14 protein-coding genes are annotated in these 18,414 nt (G+C 59.3%); 8 read left to right on the top strand and 6 right to left on the bottom strand.

What is annotated here, in order from left to right:
• Positions 1–270: 270 nt before the first annotated feature.
• From K8U03_19640 to proB, 5 genes are all read right to left on the bottom strand, one after another.
• Positions 271–684 carry a carbon storage regulator gene (locus K8U03_19640; protein MCE9607103.1) on the bottom strand — a complete coding sequence of 138 codons (414 nt, stop codon included), beginning with the start codon at positions 682–684 and terminating at the stop codon, positions 271–273.
• A gap of 369 nt (positions 685–1,053) precedes the next feature.
• Positions 1,054–1,797 (bottom strand): UvrB/UvrC motif-containing protein, encoded by a 744-nt coding sequence (locus tag K8U03_19635; GenBank protein ID MCE9607102.1) that lies wholly within the window; start codon positions 1,795–1,797, stop codon positions 1,054–1,056.
• A gap of 92 nt (positions 1,798–1,889) precedes the next feature.
• Positions 1,890–3,056 (bottom strand): 5-(carboxyamino)imidazole ribonucleotide synthase, encoded by a 1,167-nt coding sequence (locus K8U03_19630; GenBank protein MCE9607101.1) that lies wholly within the window; start codon positions 3,054–3,056, stop codon positions 1,890–1,892.
• Positions 3,053–3,550 carry a 5-(carboxyamino)imidazole ribonucleotide mutase gene (gene purE / locus K8U03_19625; GenBank protein MCE9607100.1) on the bottom strand — a complete coding sequence of 166 codons (498 nt, stop codon included), beginning with the start codon at positions 3,548–3,550 and terminating at the stop codon, positions 3,053–3,055. Before purE ends, K8U03_19630 begins: the two co-directional genes overlap by 4 nt.
• A 116-nt stretch (positions 3,551–3,666) precedes the next feature.
• Positions 3,667–4,806, bottom strand: a complete 1,140-nt coding sequence (proB, locus tag K8U03_19620) for a glutamate 5-kinase (protein MCE9607099.1) — start codon at positions 4,804–4,806, stop codon at positions 3,667–3,669.
• 364 nt (positions 4,807–5,170) lie between these two features.
• Between proB and K8U03_19615 the strand changes: the two genes are divergently transcribed.
• Positions 5,171–6,754 carry an amidophosphoribosyltransferase gene (locus tag K8U03_19615; GenBank protein ID MCE9607098.1) on the top strand — a complete coding sequence of 528 codons (1,584 nt, stop codon included), beginning with the start codon at positions 5,171–5,173 and terminating at the stop codon, positions 6,752–6,754.
• Positions 6,755–6,803: 49 nt separating this feature from the next.
• Here K8U03_19615 and glgX read toward each other — a convergent pair whose 3' ends face one another.
• Complete coding sequence (gene glgX, locus K8U03_19610; protein ID MCE9607097.1) at positions 6,804–9,092, bottom strand: glycogen debranching protein GlgX; 2,289 nt, start codon at positions 9,090–9,092, stop codon at positions 6,804–6,806.
• A 385-nt stretch (positions 9,093–9,477) separates the two neighbouring features.
• On the opposite strand from glgX, the gene K8U03_19605 reads away from it, so the two are divergent.
• The 7 genes from K8U03_19605 to K8U03_19575 form a co-directional block, all read left to right on the top strand.
• A complete protein-coding gene (locus tag K8U03_19605) occupies positions 9,478–9,882 on the top strand; it encodes a hypothetical protein (GenBank protein MCE9607096.1) in 405 nt (134 codons plus the stop codon).
• A gap of 84 nt (positions 9,883–9,966) precedes the next feature.
• Positions 9,967–11,928: a malto-oligosyltrehalose trehalohydrolase gene (gene treZ / locus K8U03_19600; protein MCE9607095.1), complete on the top strand. Its 1,962-nt coding sequence runs from the start codon at positions 9,967–9,969 to the stop codon at positions 11,926–11,928.
• Between the two features lie 77 nt (positions 11,929–12,005).
• Positions 12,006–14,060 (top strand): amylo-alpha-1,6-glucosidase, encoded by a 2,055-nt coding sequence (locus tag K8U03_19595; protein MCE9607094.1) that lies wholly within the window; start codon positions 12,006–12,008, stop codon positions 14,058–14,060.
• A 194-nt stretch (positions 14,061–14,254) separates the two neighbouring features.
• Positions 14,255–15,100 carry a glycosyltransferase family 2 protein gene (locus K8U03_19590; GenBank protein MCE9607093.1) on the top strand — a complete coding sequence of 282 codons (846 nt, stop codon included), beginning with the start codon at positions 14,255–14,257 and terminating at the stop codon, positions 15,098–15,100.
• 163 nt (positions 15,101–15,263) lie between these two features.
• The gene (locus K8U03_19585) at positions 15,264–16,928 is read left to right on the top strand and encodes a glycosyltransferase family 39 protein (GenBank protein MCE9607092.1); all 1,665 of its coding nucleotides are present in this window, start codon (positions 15,264–15,266) and stop codon (positions 16,926–16,928) included.
• A 49-nt stretch (positions 16,929–16,977) separates the two neighbouring features.
• The gene (locus K8U03_19580) at positions 16,978–17,283 is read left to right on the top strand and encodes a YbaN family protein (GenBank protein MCE9607091.1); all 306 of its coding nucleotides are present in this window, start codon (positions 16,978–16,980) and stop codon (positions 17,281–17,283) included.
• Between the two features lie 417 nt (positions 17,284–17,700).
• Positions 17,701–18,414 (top strand): DUF1549 domain-containing protein (locus K8U03_19575; GenBank protein MCE9607090.1); only part of this gene is annotated, 714 nt, incomplete at its 3' end.

Here is an 18,414-nt window from a genome sequence, read left to right as displayed (position 1 = left end):
CAGCGCGGCGGAGCGAACCGTCGCAGGCTTGTGGCGCCGCTGCGGCGAACTCGTCACCCGCTTCCAAGAATCCGAATGCCGAAACTACTTCCGAAACTCAGGATACCGCTACAATTAATTGCAATGCGCTCTAGTCCCGTTTAAGATCGGGAGCGTTCAGCGACTCGAAAGTTAACGAGAACGGCCGACGGAACCCTGAGAGTTCCGTCGGCCGTGGTTTTTGCTTGGAGATTCAGCGAGCGTGCGGGAGTCGCTCCCGTGGAGCGTCGACTAGCGGCGAGCCATCGTCAGGCCGCGAAGCGGAGATTCGGCGACCCGTTGCATCAAGCTACGGCCGTTCGAGGCGTCCCGAGCTTCGCCTAAGCGATCGGTCATCCGATCCAGTGTGCGGTCGTTCGTGTTCGGGCGAAGACGTTCGGCCGAGGCATAGTTCGGGCTTGGGTTCACGAACATCATCCGCTCTTCATCGGTGAGCCGAGCCGAGCGTGCCGTGGTATCGACGGGCGACATCTTGCGTTCCGGGGCTTCTTCGTTCTTCGGCTCCAACTCGCCTCGTAACACGCGCACATCGCGCGGGGCCGAGATCCCGATCTTGACCGAGTTCCCTTTCACTTGCAGCACCGTGACCACGATGCCTTCGCCGATTTGAATTTGTTGATCCAGCTTCCGTGTGAGTACCAACATCGTCGACTCTCCTTAGTTCTTATCCGACAGGGTTGTTTGTTTTTGTTCTCGGGTAACGGAATAGCTCTATTGCGAAGAGCGTGCCGAAGCGTGCAGAATCTTTTTGCAATGAGCCATGTAACGCGCTAAGTGCCGTATTGCCGTGCGGTTAATGCAATTCGACGCGCGATGAGTGCGTCGGAACGTTTGTACACGGAGTTACAAAAGTCTTGTAATCCCGACATTCGACGACGAAACGCCGGGGAAATGCGTGCAAGTCGCCGCAGTGCTTGCAAGTGTTATCGCCGGCAGTGCCAAGCTCAGCGACAAAGTTTGCGCCGTGGGAAAAGTCGCCGGGATGATGCGTGATCGGCGATACGCGAGATCAGCTTAGAGTTCCGGGCGCTTCCGCATCGAGATCTGATCGCGCAACTTGGCGGCGAGTTCATATTGTTCGCCGGCGATCGCTTCTTTCAATCGCTCGTCGAGCGTGCGACCGACATGGTAGTGGTCGCGCACCGATTCTCGCAGGCTCTTCAAGCGCGACACGAGCTCATCGTCTTCATACTTCTCTTCCGCTTCGTGTTCCTCGAAGAAGCTATGAATCTTGTTCAAGCCCTGGTTCAACTCTTCGATCGCGATCTCCGGCCCATCGTCGTCGAGCGCCGCCATCGCCGCGGCCTGCGTCCGGTGAAACAGAATGAAGGGGCGGTATTGCTCGTGCGACCAAGTCCATTCCTCATTCGGCGAATGCTTCGAGCAGAAGTCGAGAAACGTAATGCTGTGGTCGGCGTCGCGCACGGCCCGCGAGTATTCACGAAGGGCGAGCCAGCAGAGTCGCCGCTGATAATATTGCACGAACTCCCGATCGGCCTCGGCGCATTGCTCTTCCGTTAGTTGAAATTCGTCCCCTTCTTGAATCGCCGCCGCAATGAGGTAGTCGTGATACGTCTCGGCTCCTTGCGGTCGGGTGCCGTCGGGTCGGCCCGTCACTTCCATTTGCAGCAGGCCCATATCGATACGAAGCTGGACGACTTCCCGACCGTCGGCACCGCGCGCAAGACGTGCGTCGACTTCGCCGGGCTGGTAGTCCCACTGCTTCAGAATATGGTCGATATGTTCTTTACGCTTCATCGTTTCCAGTTAGCCGATCGGAAGACGAGCCGGGCATGTCCGACACCGTTTTTATTATACGCAGCGACCCCGAAAGGGAGGCCGTAAAGATCTCAATGATTTCGCCTGCTCAAGGCGTTGCGAGCCGCTACGACCGCTTCCTTCGCTTCGCTCGCCGTAGCGCCGAGGGCGGTGAGGTGCCCCATCTTCCGACCAGGGCGAGGCTCGGCCTTTCCGTAGAGATGCAGCTTCACGTTCGGCAGCCGGCAGGCCGCGGCCCAGTCGGGCTCGCCGCCCGACCACGCATCACCGAGCAGATTCGCCATCGCGGCCGGTCGCAGCAATTCGGTCGAACCGAGGGGCAGCCCGCAAATGGCTCGAAGCTGTTGCTCGAATTGGCTCGTCACGCAAGCGTCGAACGAGAAGTGTCCGGAGTTGTGCGGCCGAGGCGCGAGTTCGTTGACGATAAGCCGATCGTCGTGCGTGAGAAAAAACTCGACGCACAACACGCCGACCACTTGCAGCTTCTCTAAGATCGCGCGTGTGATCGCCGTCGCGTCGCGCTTCACCGCGTCCGAAACGTCGGCCGGAGCAACGGTGATGTCGAGAATATGATGCTGATGCGAGTTGCCGACGACGCCGAAATCGGCATATTCGCCGTCGAGCCCGCGGGCTGCGACGACGGAAACTTCTTCGCGAAACGGAATCCACGCTTCGAGCACCGCTTCGCTGGTCGCTACCTTCTTCCAAGCCGCCTCGGCTTCGTCGAGTGTTTCGATCTTGGCTTGTCCTTTGCCGTCGTAGCCGAAGCCGGAGGTCTTCAACACGGCGGGCGTTCCGATTCGGCCGAGCGCTCGGCGAAGCTCGTCGAGCGAGCGCACGACTTCGTTCGGAGCGACCGGGAAACCATTGCTACTGAGAAACGTCTTCTCACGTAGTCGATGTTGAGCGATGTGCAGCACTTCGCCGGCGGGGCGAACCGGAGCGAACTGCGCGGCCGCTTCCGCCGCGGCTGCCGAGACGTTTTCGAACTCGAACGTCACGACGTCGACTTGGCGAGCGAAGTCGCGCACGGCGTCGAGGTCGTCGTACGCGGCGCGCACCTCACGGTCGGCGATCTGGCCGGTCGGCGTATCGTCGTCGGGCGAGAGGGTATGGACGCGGTAGCCCATCCTACGGGCGGCGATCGCGAACATCCGACCGAGTTGCCCGCTCCCCAAAACTCCGACCGTGGAGCCTGGCAAGATTTGCGACGAGCCGGAACGAGAAGCACGGCTCACGTGAGTTCGTCTCCCAAGACCTTTTTCATTTGCTCGTCGCGAAACTCTTTTAACTTGCGGCGCAGCTCGGGCCGGCTGTTGCCGAGAATCGCGACCGCGAGCAACGCAGCGTTGATCGCGCCGGCTTTGCCGATCGCCAACGTCGCGACCGGCACTCCGCCGGGCATCTGCACGATCGAAAGCAGCGAATCCAACCCTTGCAACGCGTGGCTTTGCACCGGAACGCCGAGCACGGGCACGATGGTATTCGCCGCGACCATACCGGGGAGATGAGCTGCGCCTCCGGCACCCGCGATGATGACTTCAAGGCCGCGGGCCTCGGCCGCCAAGGCGTATTCCTGCATTTGCAGCGGCGTGCGATGGGCCGAAACGATACGGCACTCGCGGGCAACGTCGAACTGCGCCAAAGCCTCGTCGGCGTGGCGCATCGTTTCCCAGTCGCTTTTGCTTCCCATGATGATGCCGACAAGCGGCTGTGCGACGGGCGGAGTCATCGGTTGCCGATCCGGCGAAGAGGAAGTGAGATGCAAAAACCAAACGGCAGATCGTCAGCAGCCTACCGCGCGAGCCGGGCGTGGTCTAGGGTCGCGAGATGCAGGCGATAGGCGGCTTAAATCGTGACGGCCATGTTGTCGCGATGGATGATTTCGTGATACGGAAAATGCCCTAAGGCCGTGCCGATCGCGTCGGTCTTCATCCCCTTGATGCGGAGGCACTCGACGGCCGAATAGTTCGTGAGCCCGCGCGCGAATTCGACCCCTGCCCGATCGCGCACGGCGACGACATCTCCTTTGGAAAAATCTCCTTGCACGTCGACGACGCCGATCGCCAACAAGCTCCGGCCGTCTTTCTCGACCGCTTTACGCGCTCCTTCGTCGAGCACGAGCACTCCGCGCGGCTGTGCCGTGAAGCCGAGCCAGCGCTTCCAAGAAGTAATCGCTTGCCCTTGGGCGACGAACAACGTGCCGACGTTCTCGCCCGCCGCGATCCGAGAAAGCACCCCGAAGTCGCGGCCCGAGGTAATAATGACGTTCTCGCCGGAAAGGGTCGCAGCGCGGGCGGCATTGAGTTTGCTTCCCATGCCCCCTTTCGAGAGACCGGTTTTCTTATCGCGAACGAGGCTATAGATCGAATCGTCGAGCTTCGTCACCGTCGAAATCAGCTTCGAGTTCGGGTCGTGGGGATCGCCGTCGAAAAGTCCTTCGACGTCGGACAACAGCACCAGCAGTGGTGCCCGGATCAGATTCGTGACCATCGCCGCCAGTCGGTCGTTATCGCCGAACGTGGTTTGCAGTTCTTCGGTGCTGACGGTGTCGTTTTCGTTGATGATCGGGACCGCGCCGTATTCGAGCAGCGTGAGCAGCGTGTTCCGCACGTTCAAATATCGGGCCCGTTCGTCGAGATCGTCGGCCGTAAGCAGCACTTGGGCCGCTTGTCGCCCGACGACGCGAAACAGCCGATCATAGGTTTGCACGAGGTACGATTGACCGACGGCGGCGACCGCTTGAAGCTTCGGCAGGTCGCGCGGACGCTCGGTGAGCCCGAGCCGGCCCATGCCGGAAGCGACCGCGCCGGAGCTGACCAACACGACTTTCCGCCCGCCGAGCATCAGCATGTGCAGTTGCATCGTCAGGGCTTCGATGCGTGATTCGTCGAGTGAGCCGTCGGGGCGCGTCAACGTGCGCGTGCCGACTTTAACGACCATCGTGGTTGCGGAAACTGCCAGTTCTCGGCGAAGCGGATCGGACATAGAAGTAACCAACGGTCTTTCCGGCGAGGCGCGACGATAAAAAAGGACTTACAGAGCGACGAGACCGCTGCGGGAAAACCGCGATGTCGCACCGCAAGGAGGGAAACGTTCGAGAATACCTCTATACCGTGGGGGCGAACAAGCGGAACGGACGAGATTTCCGCGCGGTCGGTTGAGAAAAAGGTACCGGGCTCTTAGAATGGCTTCGTCGATGCGAATCTGCCGTAAGCGCCGCGGTATGGCAAGCGGTCGATGTTCCACTCGGCTTGCTCGCGGCAAACGATCCGCCGTCCGTTAAGTTCCGCACCCTCCTAGCGACGCGAACAAAAAGGTCGGCGACCGCTAATACGGTCTGTTTCTCTCTATGAGCGACTTGCATCACGAATGCGGCATCGCCGCGATTTATCATCTTCCGGGCCGGGTCGTGAGCCCGCTCTGTCCGGAGCAAGGCCCTGAGCAAGCGTCGCGGCTCATCCCGCGGATGTTGCTCGACATTCAGAACCGGGGGCAGTTGTCGGCGGGCATGACGTCGTTCAATCCGAACCGCGATCAACTGCTCGACACGCATAAGGAACTCGGCAGCGTTACCGAGGTGTTCAATCTGAGTCGGCGAAACAAAGCCGAAGCGCTGATGCAGAAGTTCGCCGGAAGGGCGGCGCTCGGGCATGTGCGCTACGCCACTTGCGGTGCCGAAGACCGGCGCTACGCCCAGCCGTTCGAGCGGAAGCATCTTCAGAAACATAAGTGGTTCTCGTTCGGCTTCAACGGCCAGATCGCGAACTACCAGCAGTTGCGGGGCGAATTGCTCGCGCACGACGACTTTCACTTGGCCCGCGATACCGATACCGAAATCTTGATGCACGAGATCGGTCGGCAATGGTCGGGCGATTTGCGTACCGGCATGGTCGAGGCGATGCGCAACATCGCGAAGAAGCTCGACGGCGCGTACAGTCTGGCCTTGCTCAACGCCAGCGGTGACATGCTGTTGGCCCGCGACCCGCTTGGGATCAAGCCTTTGTGCTATGCGCTCGAAGGTCCGCTGTTCGCAGCGGCCAGCGAGAGCGTGGCGCTGTTGAACCTCGGCTTCGCGGCAGACAATATTAAGTCGCTCGAGCCGGGCCATGCGATCACGATTATCGACGGGCAGTTCAACATCGAGCGCTTCGCCGAGAGTCCGCGGAGTGCGCACTGCTTCTTCGAGTGGATCTATTTCGCGAACGTCGCGAGTACGATGGACGACCGCAGCGTGTACCTGACACGGACGCGGCTCGGCGAAGAACTCGCGCGGCTCGAACCGTTGAAGATGGACGACAACACGATCGTCGTCCCGGTGCCCGACACGAGCAAGGCCGCGGCCGACTCGATGGCGTATCGGCTCAACATTCCGTCGCGTGAAGGGTTGATCCGCAACCGCTATTCAGGGCGAACCTTCATCGAAGGGGCCAGCACGCGGAAGAACAAAGCGGAAAGCAAATACACCCCGCTGCGCGAAGTGCTCGAAGGTAAACGCGTTCTGCTGGTCGAAGATTCGATCGTGCGCTCGACGACGATGAAGGTGCTTTTGAAGCGGATTCGCGAACTCGGCCACGCGAAAGAGATTCACGTTCGGATCGCCTGTCCGCCGATTATCGCCCCCTGTTTTTACGGGATCGATATGTCGACGATCGGCGAATTGTTTGCGCCGAAGTTCCTCGACCAAGGGAACTTGACGATCGAAGCGCAAGATAAGATGGCTAAGCTCCTCGGAGCCGATTCGCTGCGCTATCTTCCGGTCAGCTCGATCGCTCATGCCGTGAAGATGTTGCCGAATCAGCTTTGCCAGGCGTGTGTTACGGGGCAATACCCGACGCCGGTCGGTCAAGAGCTGTATCAAATCGCGACGGCGGAAGCATCAGCCGGCAGCGAGCAGCGAACTTATGAGACCCGCGCAGCACTGACGACCGGATAGAGCGACTTTTTAACGGCAACGTGATTGAAGTTGTCGCTCACGTATCGCCTCAGGCCGACGAGAACGAGGGGCGATCGTCTACCGGCGTGATGAGTACGCCGCTAGCTTCGATCGTGCGTCGTCCTGGTGGAATCTCGGCGGCGGGGCCTTCGGGTTTCTTCGTCTCTGCCGTTTTCGATTTATTAGTCCGTTCCGACTCCTCGGGGATGATTTCCGTCGAAAGCTTCGTGAGGAATACGGCCATCGAGCGGCCGGCGAGTTGGTATTCGCCGCCGTCAGGAAGGTCTTCCAGATTTCCATCCGGTCGAGCCGTGTCGAGCAGCGGCTCCCAAGGAGTTTTTCCCTTCGTCAGCGGCAGATGAAACGGAATCGCTTCGTGATGTGCGTTGAGCAGCACTAGCAAAGTGTCGCCGACGATCGGATCACCGCGGTCGTCGACGTCGCCGATGATATCGCCGGCGAGCCGCATGCCGAGGCAACGGGCGAAGCCTGCGTTCCAAGCTTCGTCGGTCATCTCTTCACCGGAGGGTTCGAGCCAGGAGATGTCTTTCACCTCGGAGTCGCGAATACTCCGTCCGAGGAAAAAGTTGCGGCGTTGAAACACCGGCTGCTCTTGCCAGATCCGAACGACCGAGCGGACGAAGTTGAGAAACTCCGTTTGTTCGTCGTTGAGATCCCATTTGAGCCACGTCAGTTCGCTGTCGTGGCAATAAGTGTTGTTGTTGCCGTTTTGCGTGTGGCCGAGTTCGTCGCCGCCGAGGATCATCGGCACGCCCTGTGAGAGAAGAAGGGTCGCGATGAGGTTGCGCTTCTGCTGTGCGCGGAGTTTCTTGATCTCCGCATCCTCGGTCGGACCTTCGATGCCGCAGTTCCAACTATCGTTGTTGCTCGCGCCGTCGCGGTTCCCTTCGCCGTTGGCGTCGTTGTGTTTTTCGTTGTAGCTCACGAGGTCTTCGAGCGAAAAGCCGTCGTGGCAAGTGATGAAGTTCATGCTCGCATACGGTCGCCGTCCGCCGACTTCGTAAAGATCGCTGCTGCCTGCCATGCGGGTAGCGAAGTCGCAGAGCAGACCGCCGTCGCCCTTCCAAAAGCTCCGGATCGTGTCGCGGTAGCGGCCGTTCCATTCGCTCCACAAGACCGGGAAGTTGCCGACTTGGTAGCCGCCGTCACCTACGTCCCACGGCTCGTCCACTAGTTTCACCTGCGAAAGAATCGGATCTTGCGCGATGATTTCAAAGAACGCGCTAAGCTTGTTCACTTCATAGAGCTCGCGAGCGAGCGTGCTGGCAAGGTCGAAGCGGAAGCCATCGACGTGCATCTCCAAGACCCAATAACGGAGGCTATCCATGATGAGTTGCAAGACGCGCGGATGGCGCATGCTCATCGTGTTGCCGCAACCGGTGAAGTCCATGTAGTGCCGCGGGCTTTCCGGCGACAGTCGATAGTAAGCCGCGTTGTCGATCCCGCGCATGGAGAGGGTCGGGCCGTTTTGATTTCCTTCGGCTGTGTGGTTGTAAACGACGTCGAGAATCACTTCGATGCCGGCCGCGTGCAGCGAACGAACCATCATCTTGAATTGCTGCACGGCGGGCTGCTGAATGTGCGTCGACACATAGCGCGCATCCGGTGCGAAGAACGCCAGCGTGTTATAGCCCCAGTAGTTCGTGAGCCCTTTTTCGACCAGATGTCGGTCGTCCATGCGGTGCTGCACGGGGAGCAACTCGACCGCCGTGACGCCGAGACTCTTGAGATGTTCGATCGGCGCTTCGGAAGCGAGGCCGGCATAGGTGCCGCGCAGCTTCTCCGGCACGAGCGGATTGAGTTGCGTAAAACCTTTGACGTGGAGTTCGTAGATCAGGGTCTTATGCCACGGCGTGCGGAGCGGACGATCGTCGCCCCAGGTAAACGCCGTGTCGACGACCTGCGCGAGCGGCGCGTATGGGGCGCTATCGCGATTGTCGAACGACAGGTCGCTCGCTTCGTCGCCGATCTTATAGCCGAACAGTTCATCCGACCAACGAAGATCGCGACCGATGGCCCGTGCATAAGGGTCGAGCAAGATTTTGTTCGGATTGAAGCGATGACCTTTCTCGGGCTCGTAAGGGCCGTAAACGCGATAGCCGTAGAGTTGGCCCGGGATGGTATCGGGAAGGTAGCAGTGCCAAACTAAGTCGGTGTGTTCTTTAAGTTCGAGCGTTTCCGCAGGTTCTTTGTCGTCGGGCTCGTTGAAGAAACAAAGTTCGACCTTCGTGGCATTCTCGGAGAACAGAGCGAAGTTGACGCCGGAACCATCGAATGTCGCTCCCAACGGATACGGGCGTCCAGGCCAAACTCGCATGGGTGTCATCCTTATGAGCGAAGCGCTTGCGCGCGAGAAATTCTTACTGAAGAGTGTGGGCGATTGAGTTGGACCCGAGCGATTGCAAACGTCGTGCCGTATGGCCGTTGCCGGCTTGCCGAGCCCTGCATATGGATTCATCGAACGGAAATGGATGTCGCAGAGCCGACATGAGCGTTCGGCGACCAAGCGCGAAACGGGGCGGCAACGATACGCGGCATTAAGCTTTAGGATCGAAAAAGAAGCAGTCGTTCCTCTCGGTAGTGATGCGCTGGCGCTTTCACGGCAAACGCGGAAACGTAGCGGCATACGTTTTGCAATTCGAATGCCCTACGGCGTCATTCGATACGGCCTCAGCTGAAACGCATGTCAGGAGGATTTTGCGATGTCGCACTCATCGGAAGGAGCGAATGCCGACGTGCGGCGCGGCATTGGCAATTCGTCGCCGCTTGATCGCCTCTTACGGCAGATCACGGCTGAGCCGATTTTGAGTGGCGCGCTGGCCTCGATGGGATTAGCGCTCGGTTTGGAACTCGCAGGCCGATCGAAAGCCGCACGCTTTGTCGGACTTTGGGCACCAACGCTCTTGCTCTTGGGCCTCTATCGACAAGTTGCTCGTGCCGATGCTCAGTCGACTAGCGCGTTTGTAAATGAGGAACTGGGCGAGGATCGCTTTCAGGGGGGCTGTGCGGCACGTCCCGAAGAGAGTCTCGAAGAAGGCTATCGAATGTCGTCCGGTCGCCATGAAGACGATCCGGCACTTAGAAATTTTCCGCACAAGGCGAAGTAGCCCGCGCCGATTGAAACCAATCACCCGAGATCATCGATCATGTCGGCAGCTTCACTTCCTGCTCCTAAAAATAAAACGGTTCCGATGCACGTGAGCCCGACTCGCGATGTGGCACGTCGGCTGCCGATCGGTGCGGAGCCTATTGCAGCGAACGAGGTTCATTTTCGCGTTTGGGCTCCGAAGCGTCGACGGGTCGAAGTCGCCATTGCTAAGGTCGATCAAGCGACTCGCAAGTCGAAAGCCGGAGATTTTCGCTTCGTCGAACTTGAGTCCGAAGCGGGAGGTTATTTCTCCGGAAGCGTCGAGCAAGTTCCGATCGGCGCGCGCTATGGATATCGGCTCGATGGCGACTCGCCAATCTTTCCCGATCCGGCTTCGCGATTTCAACCCCAGGGCCCTGCGGAGCTGTCGCAAGTGGTTGATGGGCATGCTTTCAAGTGGACCGACGCCGCTTGGAAGGGAGTCGGCCCGCTCGGGCAAGTGATTTATGAAATGCACATCGGCACATTCACGCCGGAAGGAACTTGGGCTGCCGCGTCGCGCGAACTTGCCGAGTTGAAATCCGCCGGGATCACGCTGCTCGAAGTGATGCCCGTCGCCGATTTCGCCGGCGAGTGGGGTTGGGGATACGACGGCGTTTCCATGTTCGCACCTACGCGGCTTTACGGCGAACCGGATGACTTCCGCCGGTTCGTCGATCAGGCGCATGCCCTCGGGCTCGGCGTGATTCTCGATGTCGTCTACAATCATCTCGGCAACTTCCAGAATTACGTCGGCGAATATACCGACCATTTTTACACGACGAAGTATCGCAATGAATGGGCCGCCGCGATCGCCTTCGAAGGGGAGGCGGCGCAACCGGTTCGTGAATTCTTCCTGGCTAATGCGCGGTATTGGATCGACGAATTCCATCTCGACGGCTATCGCTTCGATGCGACGCAGTCCGTATTCGATGCCTCGCCATGTCATATTCTTGGCGCGGCAACGGAAGCGGCCAAGCAAGCCGCGGGCGAGCGCTCGCTGTTCTTCTGCGCTGAGAACGAGCCGCAAGATATGCGGCAGGTGCGCACCGTCGAGGCCGGCGGCAACGGGATGCATGCGCTATGGAACGATGATTTCCATCATGCAGCGATGGTTCGCCTCACGGGTAAGAATCCGGCTTACTATTCCGACTATCTCGGCACCGCTTATGAATTCGCTGCGGCGGTCAAGCGAGGGTTTCTCTACCAAGGGCAACGCTCGCGCTGGCAAGAGGCCCCGCGCGGCACGCCGACGACCGGCTTTCCGGCGATCTCGTTCATCACGTTTCTGCAAAACCACGATCAGGTGGCGAACTCGGGAGACGGAGAACGGGTTCATAAGGCGACGAGTCCCGGCCGCTATCGCGCCATGACCGCGCTGTGGTTGCTCGCTCCGCAAACTCCGCTCTTCTTCCAAGGGCAGGAGTTCTGCGCATCGACTCCGTTCTTTTACTTTTGCGACTTTCCCGGCGACTCCGGCAAGCAAGTGAAGGTTGGACGAGCGAAATTCTTGGAACAGTTCCCGGACTTAGCGACGGCCGAGGCACAAGCTCTGCTGGTCGATCCCAATGATCCGGCCGTGTACGAGCGCTGCAAGTTGAATCTCGCCGAGCGTGCGACGAACGTCCACCAATACGACTTGCATAAGGATCTCTTAAAGCTCCGTCGCGAGGAGCCGGTGTTTGCTCGGCAGCGAGCCGATTTGCTCGAATGTGCCGTGTTGAATCACGAATGTTTTTTGATTCGCTACTTCAACGACGGCGACGATCGACTCGTGCTTGTGAACTTCGGTTGCGAATTACATTTGGCTCCCGGGCCTGAACCGTTGTTGGCACCCCCTGCCGATAAAGGGTGGGCCTTGCAATGGTCGAGCGAGAGCCCTCGCTACGGAGGAGGCTCGACGCATCCGTTGGAGACGGATCAAGGTTGGAGCATTCCCGGCGAGGCGACCGTCGTGCTGCGTGCCTCTCACGAAAAATCCAAACCGGTCAAGGCTCATACCGGTGCCGCACCTAAAGAAGGATAACGATCATGAAAACCGACAACTCCATGATAATCGATGAAGAAATGGACGAGGAGCGAGATGGCTCCGGCGACGACGTGATGAGCAACATTCCGCGCGGCATGTCGTGGTCGACGCTGGAAGAAAACCACGAGCAGACGTTATTGGATCGAGAATGGCTCGCGACGAACGGTCTCGGCGGCTATGCCTCCGGCACTGTCTCGGGTGCATGTACGCGCCGTTATCACGGTTTACTCATCGCCGCGCTACCGGCGCCGCTCGGGCGCGTCGTAATGTTCAATCATCTCGGCGAAGAAGTGAAGTTCGCGGATCGTAAGATCTTGCGATTGGATTCCGACGAGCCGCTCAACGAAGGGGCTTTCGGTCCCTCGCAAAGCTTGGTCGGCGAGTTCCATCTTGAAGCGAACCTGCCCGTCTGGCGGTATCAGAGCGGCGACTATATTTTTGAAAAACGGGTCGTACTCCCTTACCTGCAAAACACGGTCTTCATTACCTATAAAGTCATTTCCGCTCCGCAGCCGATTCGCCTCCGGCTGCGCCCGTCGTTCCATTTTCGACCGCATGAGGCGCCGGTCATCGGAGGATTTTCAAATCCTTACACGCTGACTTCGATCGAGCGACGCATTGAAGTACGCACGGAGGGAGCGCCGGCTTTGCGGATGCATATCGTAGCGCCGGAAGCCAGCTTGGTGCTCGACGGGGGACGAACGCGAAGGCTGCATTATCGCATCGAACGCGCCCGTGGCTACGAATTCGAAGGAACGGTTTGGTGCCCAGGCTATTACCGAACCGATCTGGCCGAAGGTGACGAAGCGACGTTGGTCGGCTCGACGGAAGATTGGGACACGATCTTGGCCGTCGCGCCGTCGGAGATTTGGGACTCGGAAGTGAAGCGCCGGAAGCGACTCGTGCGCCAGGCGAAGCTGGGAGATCGAACCGACTTCGCTGCCGAGTTGGTTCTCGCCGCCGACCAGTTCATTATCCGCCCGAGCACGCGCGTAGCCGATCGGGCCGTTGCTCAGGCGACGGGAGACCACGCACGAACCGTCATCGCCGGCTACCATTGGTTTACCGATTGGGGACGCGACACGATGATCAGCCTCGAAGGGCTGACCGTTGCGACGGGCCGCCACGAAGAGGCCGGCTATTTGCTCCGAACGTTCGGTCGCTACGTGCGCGACGGGCTCATTCCCAATTTGTTTCCCGAAGGCCAGAAAGAAGGTCTCTACCATACGGCCGACGCCACGCTCTGGTACTTCCACGCTCTCGACAGGTACGTGCAAACGACCGGCGACACCGAAACGCTGGCCCAACTGCTGCCGACGTTGCGCGAGATCGTCGCGCAGCATGTGCGCGGCACGCACTACGGCATTCACGTCGATCCCGATGATGGCTTGTTGAGCCAAGGGCAAGACGGTTATCAGCTCACTTGGATGGATGCCAAGGTCGGCGATTGGGTCGTGACGCCGCGGCGCGGCAAGGCGGTCGAGATCAATGCGCTCTGGTACAACGCCTTGCGACTCATCGAGCGCTGGACGCGTGAAGCCGGCGACGAAGCCGAATCGCAAATTCTCGCTGGGCATGCGGAGAAGTGCGCCGTCTCGTTTCAAAAACGCTTTTGGTACGAGCAAGGTGGCTATCTCTACGACGTCGTCGACGGTGAACAAGGGGACGATGCGGCGCTTCGGCCGAATCAGCTGTTCGCGTTCTCGTTGGCCCATCCGATCTTGCATCCCTCTCGCTGGCAACCGGTGCTGGAGCAAGTGACGAAGCATTTGCTGACGCCGGTCGGGTTGCGCAGCCTCGCGCCGGGACATCCCGATTACAAACCGACATACGACGGCGATCTCCGCGCGCGGGACGCCGCTTATCATCAGGGGACGGTTTGGGCCTGGCTCATCGGTCCGTATATCGATGCTTGGCTCAAGGTCTATCCCGGCGAGACCGCGAAGGCGCATGAACTGCTAGCGGGCTTCGAGAACCACTTGAGCGAGGCTTGCGTCGGCTCGATCAGCGAAGTGTTCGATGCGGAAGCGCCGTATCATCCGCGCGGGTGTATTGCGCAAGCGTGGAGCGTAGCCGAGGTGCTGCGATGTCTCCTCAAAACGAAACAGACCTCGTTGGACATTTCGTAATTGCAGCGAGCCGTTTCCAGCCGGCAAGCCGATACCGTCCCTTTTTTGCTGTCGAAATCGCCTGAAACAGGGGGAAATCGACCCTCCGGAAAAATCGGCTCCTCGCTATAATCTCGGCCGTTAAGGGGATGAGGATCGGGAGATCGCTTTCGATCGAAACGGAATTCGGCAGAGAGTTATTCGCGATGGATTTGATGAACTGTACGCTCGGCGAGCTGCTGGAAGCTGCGCCTGATGCCGCCGCACACAAAGAATTGCTGCTACGCCTACTAGGGCCCGCGGCTCGCAAACTAGGGATCTATCGTTTGCCGGAAGGTTTTGTGCTTTCCGTCGTGATTCCGGTTTACAACGAACGCAACACCGTGCTGGAAGTGTTGCGGCGCGTACGTGCGTGCGGCCTGCCGACGGAAATCATTCTCGTCGACGACGGGAGCACCGACGGCACTCGCCAGATTCTCGATTCGCTGCGCAGCGAGCCGGATTTGCGCATCGTGTTTCACGAGCGCAATCAAGGCAAAGGAGCGGCGCTGCAAACCGGCTTTGCCAAAGCTACCGGCGATGTCGTGATCGTCCAAGATGCCGATTTGGAATACGACCCGATGGAGTTCGGCAAGCTCATTCAGCCGATCGTCGAAAACGAAGCCGACGTCGTTTTCGGCAGCCGCTTCATGGGGGACGAGCAGCGCGTGCTGTACTTCTGGCACTCCGTCGGCAACTCCGTGCTGACGCTGCTGTCGAACATGATGACGAACCTCAACCTGACCGACATGGAAACATGCTATAAGGCGTTTCGTCGCGAGGTGCTCGCTCAGATCCACCCGACGCTGCAAGAAATGCGTTTCGGAACGGAACCGGAACTCACGGCCAAAGCCGCAAGCATCCCCGGCATTCGCATCTACGAGCGCCCGATCAGCTATCGCGGCCGCACTTATGCCGAAGGGAAGAAGATCACCTGGCGCGACGGTTTTCGCGCTCTGTGGTGCATCTGGCGGTATCGGCGTGGCTTGCAGAACCCGAAGCCGATCGTCGTCGCTGCCTAACTCGATCGCTTGCCGATGAAGACCGGTCGTCGCCCTGCTTCGGTCGCGCGATGCGCGCAGCCGTTGCGTTGCTTGCCGGTTGAGATTGTCCCTGGGCGGCCGGTGCGATACGATCCCGCACCGTTTTATCTTAAAAAGTCGACATGGAAGTCGCGAGATCCCTATGAACCTGAGCTCTTTTTCGCCGGCTGCCGCTTTATCGTCCGAGCGCGAGCCGATCGATTCGCGCACTCTCGATCGCTGGGTTTGGATGTTGGTGGCTCTCGGGCTGGCGGCGCGCATTACGCGCTATTTGCTCTGCTTCCCTCTCTGGGACGACGAATGTTTTCTCATGGTGAATCTGATCGACCGTGGTTACGGCGAACTGATGCAGCCGTTGGACTTTCATCAAGTCGCTCCGCTGTTGTATCTCTGGCTCGAGCGGACGATGATCGACTGGTTCGGGTACAACGAATATGCCATGCGCTTCCCGGCGCTCGTCAGCGGCATCGCTACTCTGTTGTTGTTCCGTCACATCGCGAAACGGCTGCTGTCGGGCGTGGCGCTGCTGACGGCCGTCGCGATCTTTTCCGTCGCTTATCCTTGCATTCGATATTCGGCTGAAGCGAAGCCTTACGGAACCGATCTGCTATTCGGACTGCTGCTGATGGCTGGCGCAATCGAGTGGCGACTCAAGCCCGAGCAATCGCGATGGGGTTGGTTTCTGGCCGCACTTGCGCCGCTTGCGATCGGCATGTCGTATCCCGCCGCGTTCGTCGCCGGCGGCTTGGGCTTATGGCTGATTCCGATGCTATGGCGCACCCGCAGCGTCGGAGGCTGGTCGGCTTGGTTTGCTTTCAATGCCGCGACATGCCTCGCCTTTCTCGGCTTCTTTCTGCTTACGGTCGGTTCGCAAAGCACTGCCGAGCTTCCGTTCATGACGGAGTTTTGGAAGGAGTCGTTTCCTCCATTGTCGGAACCGTGGAAGCTGCCGTTTTGGTTTATCAATGTCCATGTCGGATCGTGGCTCAGTTATCCCCTCGGCGGCAAACGGGGTGGAAGCATCCTGACGTTCACTTGGGTCGTCGTAGCGGTCGTAATGTGGTATCGAACCCGTCGGCGCGATCTCGTTGGGCTGTGCTTGCTGCCGCTCGGCTTGAACATGATCGCCGCGGCGTTGCATCGTTATCCCTACGGCGGTCACCCGAAGCTCGTGCATTATTCGGCAGGCCCGATCTGCTTGATGGCCGGCTACGGTCTCGCGGTCTGCGTGGCTTGGTGTGCGCGACGCCAAGCTTCGCTGCTACCGGTCTTTCGCCTCGCCGCGGCGACGCTAGCGCTCATCGGCACGGGAGAGGTCGCTTACGATGTACTGCATCCGGCGAAGACGCTGAGCGACGTTCGACATCGCGACTTCGCACGTTGGTTCTGGTTCAACGCGTCGTTCGAGAATGAGATCTGCTGTGTGATGTCCGATCAAAAGCAGTTTTTCGAGCCGAGCGTGATGAAAGAGCTCAATTGGACGGCGATGTACTTGTGCAATCAGAAGATCTATTCCCCCCGACATCGACGGAACGAGCCGGTGCATTGGGATCGAATCAGCAACGCGCATCCGCTCCGTTGCGTTTTCTACACGTCCGAACATTTTCCGTACGACCCGGCGATCGAGCGAAAATGGGCTGCGGAGATGCAAACGAAGTACGATTTAGTGGCTCAGGAAACCTATCCGTTCGCGTACTATCAGAAGAACGAGCGGTTGCTGGCTTCGATGGATCATCTTAAGGTTTATCAATTCGTACCCAAGCAAGCCGCAGCGACGGCGGCCGGAGCTGCCGACGTCCGTCGTTGACGCATTCCGTTCGGCGCATGCCCTTTTTGCATGAAGCTGCGGTGAGTGAATGAGCGACCGACTCGATCCGCAGGATCCAGCTTTCGATCGGGAACCACCGACCGAGGGTTCGTCGATCAAGCCGCTGCGAGGTATGCGTCGTGTGCTCTATCTCGCGGCTGCGGGATTGTTCTTCGGGCTCAGTATCGTCGGCATCCTGTTGCCGGGGGTGCCGACCGTGCCGTTTCTTTTATTAACGAGTTTTTTCTTATTGCGCAGTTCCCCCGCGCTGAACGAGCGACTGCTGCGTGCGCGCTCGTGCGGTCCCGGGCTTCGGGATGGGCATCGGCAGCGGGGCGTGCGGCGACGTGTGTAGATCGCGAGTTGCATTGCGGTGGCCGCAACCGTCGCGCTATCGCTCGCAATCGTTTCCATGTCCCGAGTCGCGACGTTCGTCACGGTCGGCTTGGCAACAGTCGGGCTCATCGTGATCGGGCGTCTGCCGACGCTCCCCGATTAGTCGCACAATGGGGGGGGGCGACTCTGGGTACGTGCGAAATTCGCTGGCTTCCGCGGTCGAAAACGGCTAAGATAATCAAGCTTTGATCGATCGACGTGCAAGCAATGTACGAAGACGATTCGAGCCTCGTTCAGAGCCTGAATTGCTTCCCCGCCCGATCGCACCCTGCCCATTCACCTCACCGGTTTCGTGTCGTTCGTTTGTGTCTTGAGTTTCTCAAGCCGGATGAAAGTCATGCGTCGATGAGCCCGCCACCACCCCTGCTTTACTACCATGCGAAGTCGTATCCATCTACGACGCTTTGTCGTCGCTTGCGCGCTGATTGCGCTATGGTGTTTCTCGGCCGTGTCGAATGCGGAAACGAAGAGCGGCGTTAAGGCGACGACGGTTTCCGTTTCAAGCTCCGCGCGCGTCGACGTCCCGCTTGGTAAGCTTCCCCCCGCCGATCGTCCGATCGCCGAAGTGGTCGATCGTTACATCGACGAGAAGTTAACGGCAGCCAAAACGACACCGGCCGGCCAGATCGACGACGCCAATCTTGTGCGCCGAATCACGCTCGACCTGCTGGGCCGAGTCCCGACGTCGGTCGAACTGCACGACTATCTGTTATCGAAGGCTCCGAATAAGCGCGAGCAACTCGTCGACCGATTGATCGGGTCGACGGAGTTCGTCGAGCATCAGGTGAACGAATTCGATTGGATGCTCATGCAAGGCCAAGGAAGCCTCCGCGGCTACCTAGTCGAAGCGTTCGGCGAAGGACGCACTTGGGATCGGATGTTTCGAGAACTACTGCTCGTCGATGAACTCCCCGCCGCGAAGAAGCCCGCCGTCGATTTCTTAAAGACACGGATGCGCGATCACGATCGGCTGACCAACGACGTCAGCAGCTTGTTCTTCGGCGTGAACATCAGTTGTGCTCAGTGCCACGACCACCCGCTCGCGAAAGACTGGAAGCAGGATCACTTCTATGGCTTGAAATCATTTCTC

This window comes from Planctomycetia bacterium, assembly GCA_021413845.1.
In the GTDB taxonomy this organism is placed as follows: Bacteria; Planctomycetota; Planctomycetia; order Pirellulales; family PNKZ01; genus PNKZ01.
The sequence above is the reverse complement of the archived record's forward strand: the minus strand, read 5'-3'. Positions and strand labels throughout refer to the sequence as shown.

Coding starts and splice junctions, on each gene's coding strand:
- K8U03_19640 (MCE9607103.1), bottom strand. CDS start 684: ATGTTGGTACTCACACGGAAGCTGGATCAACAAATTCAAATCGGCGAA.
- K8U03_19635 (MCE9607102.1), bottom strand. CDS start 1,797: ATGAAGCGTAAAGAACATATCGACCATATTCTGAAGCAGTGGGACTAC.
- purE (MCE9607100.1), bottom strand. CDS start 3,550: ATGACTCCGCCCGTCGCACAGCCGCTTGTCGGCATCATCATGGGAAGC.
- proB (MCE9607099.1), bottom strand. CDS start 4,806: ATGTCCGATCCGCTTCGCCGAGAACTGGCAGTTTCCGCAACCACGATG.
- K8U03_19615 (MCE9607098.1), top strand. CDS start 5,171: ATGAGCGACTTGCATCACGAATGCGGCATCGCCGCGATTTATCATCTT.
- glgX (MCE9607097.1), bottom strand. CDS start 9,092: ATGCGAGTTTGGCCTGGACGCCCGTATCCGTTGGGAGCGACATTCGAT.
- K8U03_19605 (MCE9607096.1), top strand. CDS start 9,478: ATGTCGCACTCATCGGAAGGAGCGAATGCCGACGTGCGGCGCGGCATT.
- treZ (MCE9607095.1), top strand. CDS start 9,967: ATGCACGTGAGCCCGACTCGCGATGTGGCACGTCGGCTGCCGATCGGT.
- K8U03_19595 (MCE9607094.1), top strand. CDS start 12,006: ATGAGCAACATTCCGCGCGGCATGTCGTGGTCGACGCTGGAAGAAAAC.
- K8U03_19590 (MCE9607093.1), top strand. CDS start 14,255: ATGAACTGTACGCTCGGCGAGCTGCTGGAAGCTGCGCCTGATGCCGCC.
- K8U03_19585 (MCE9607092.1), top strand. CDS start 15,264: ATGAACCTGAGCTCTTTTTCGCCGGCTGCCGCTTTATCGTCCGAGCGC.
- K8U03_19580 (MCE9607091.1), top strand. CDS start 16,978: ATGAGCGACCGACTCGATCCGCAGGATCCAGCTTTCGATCGGGAACCA.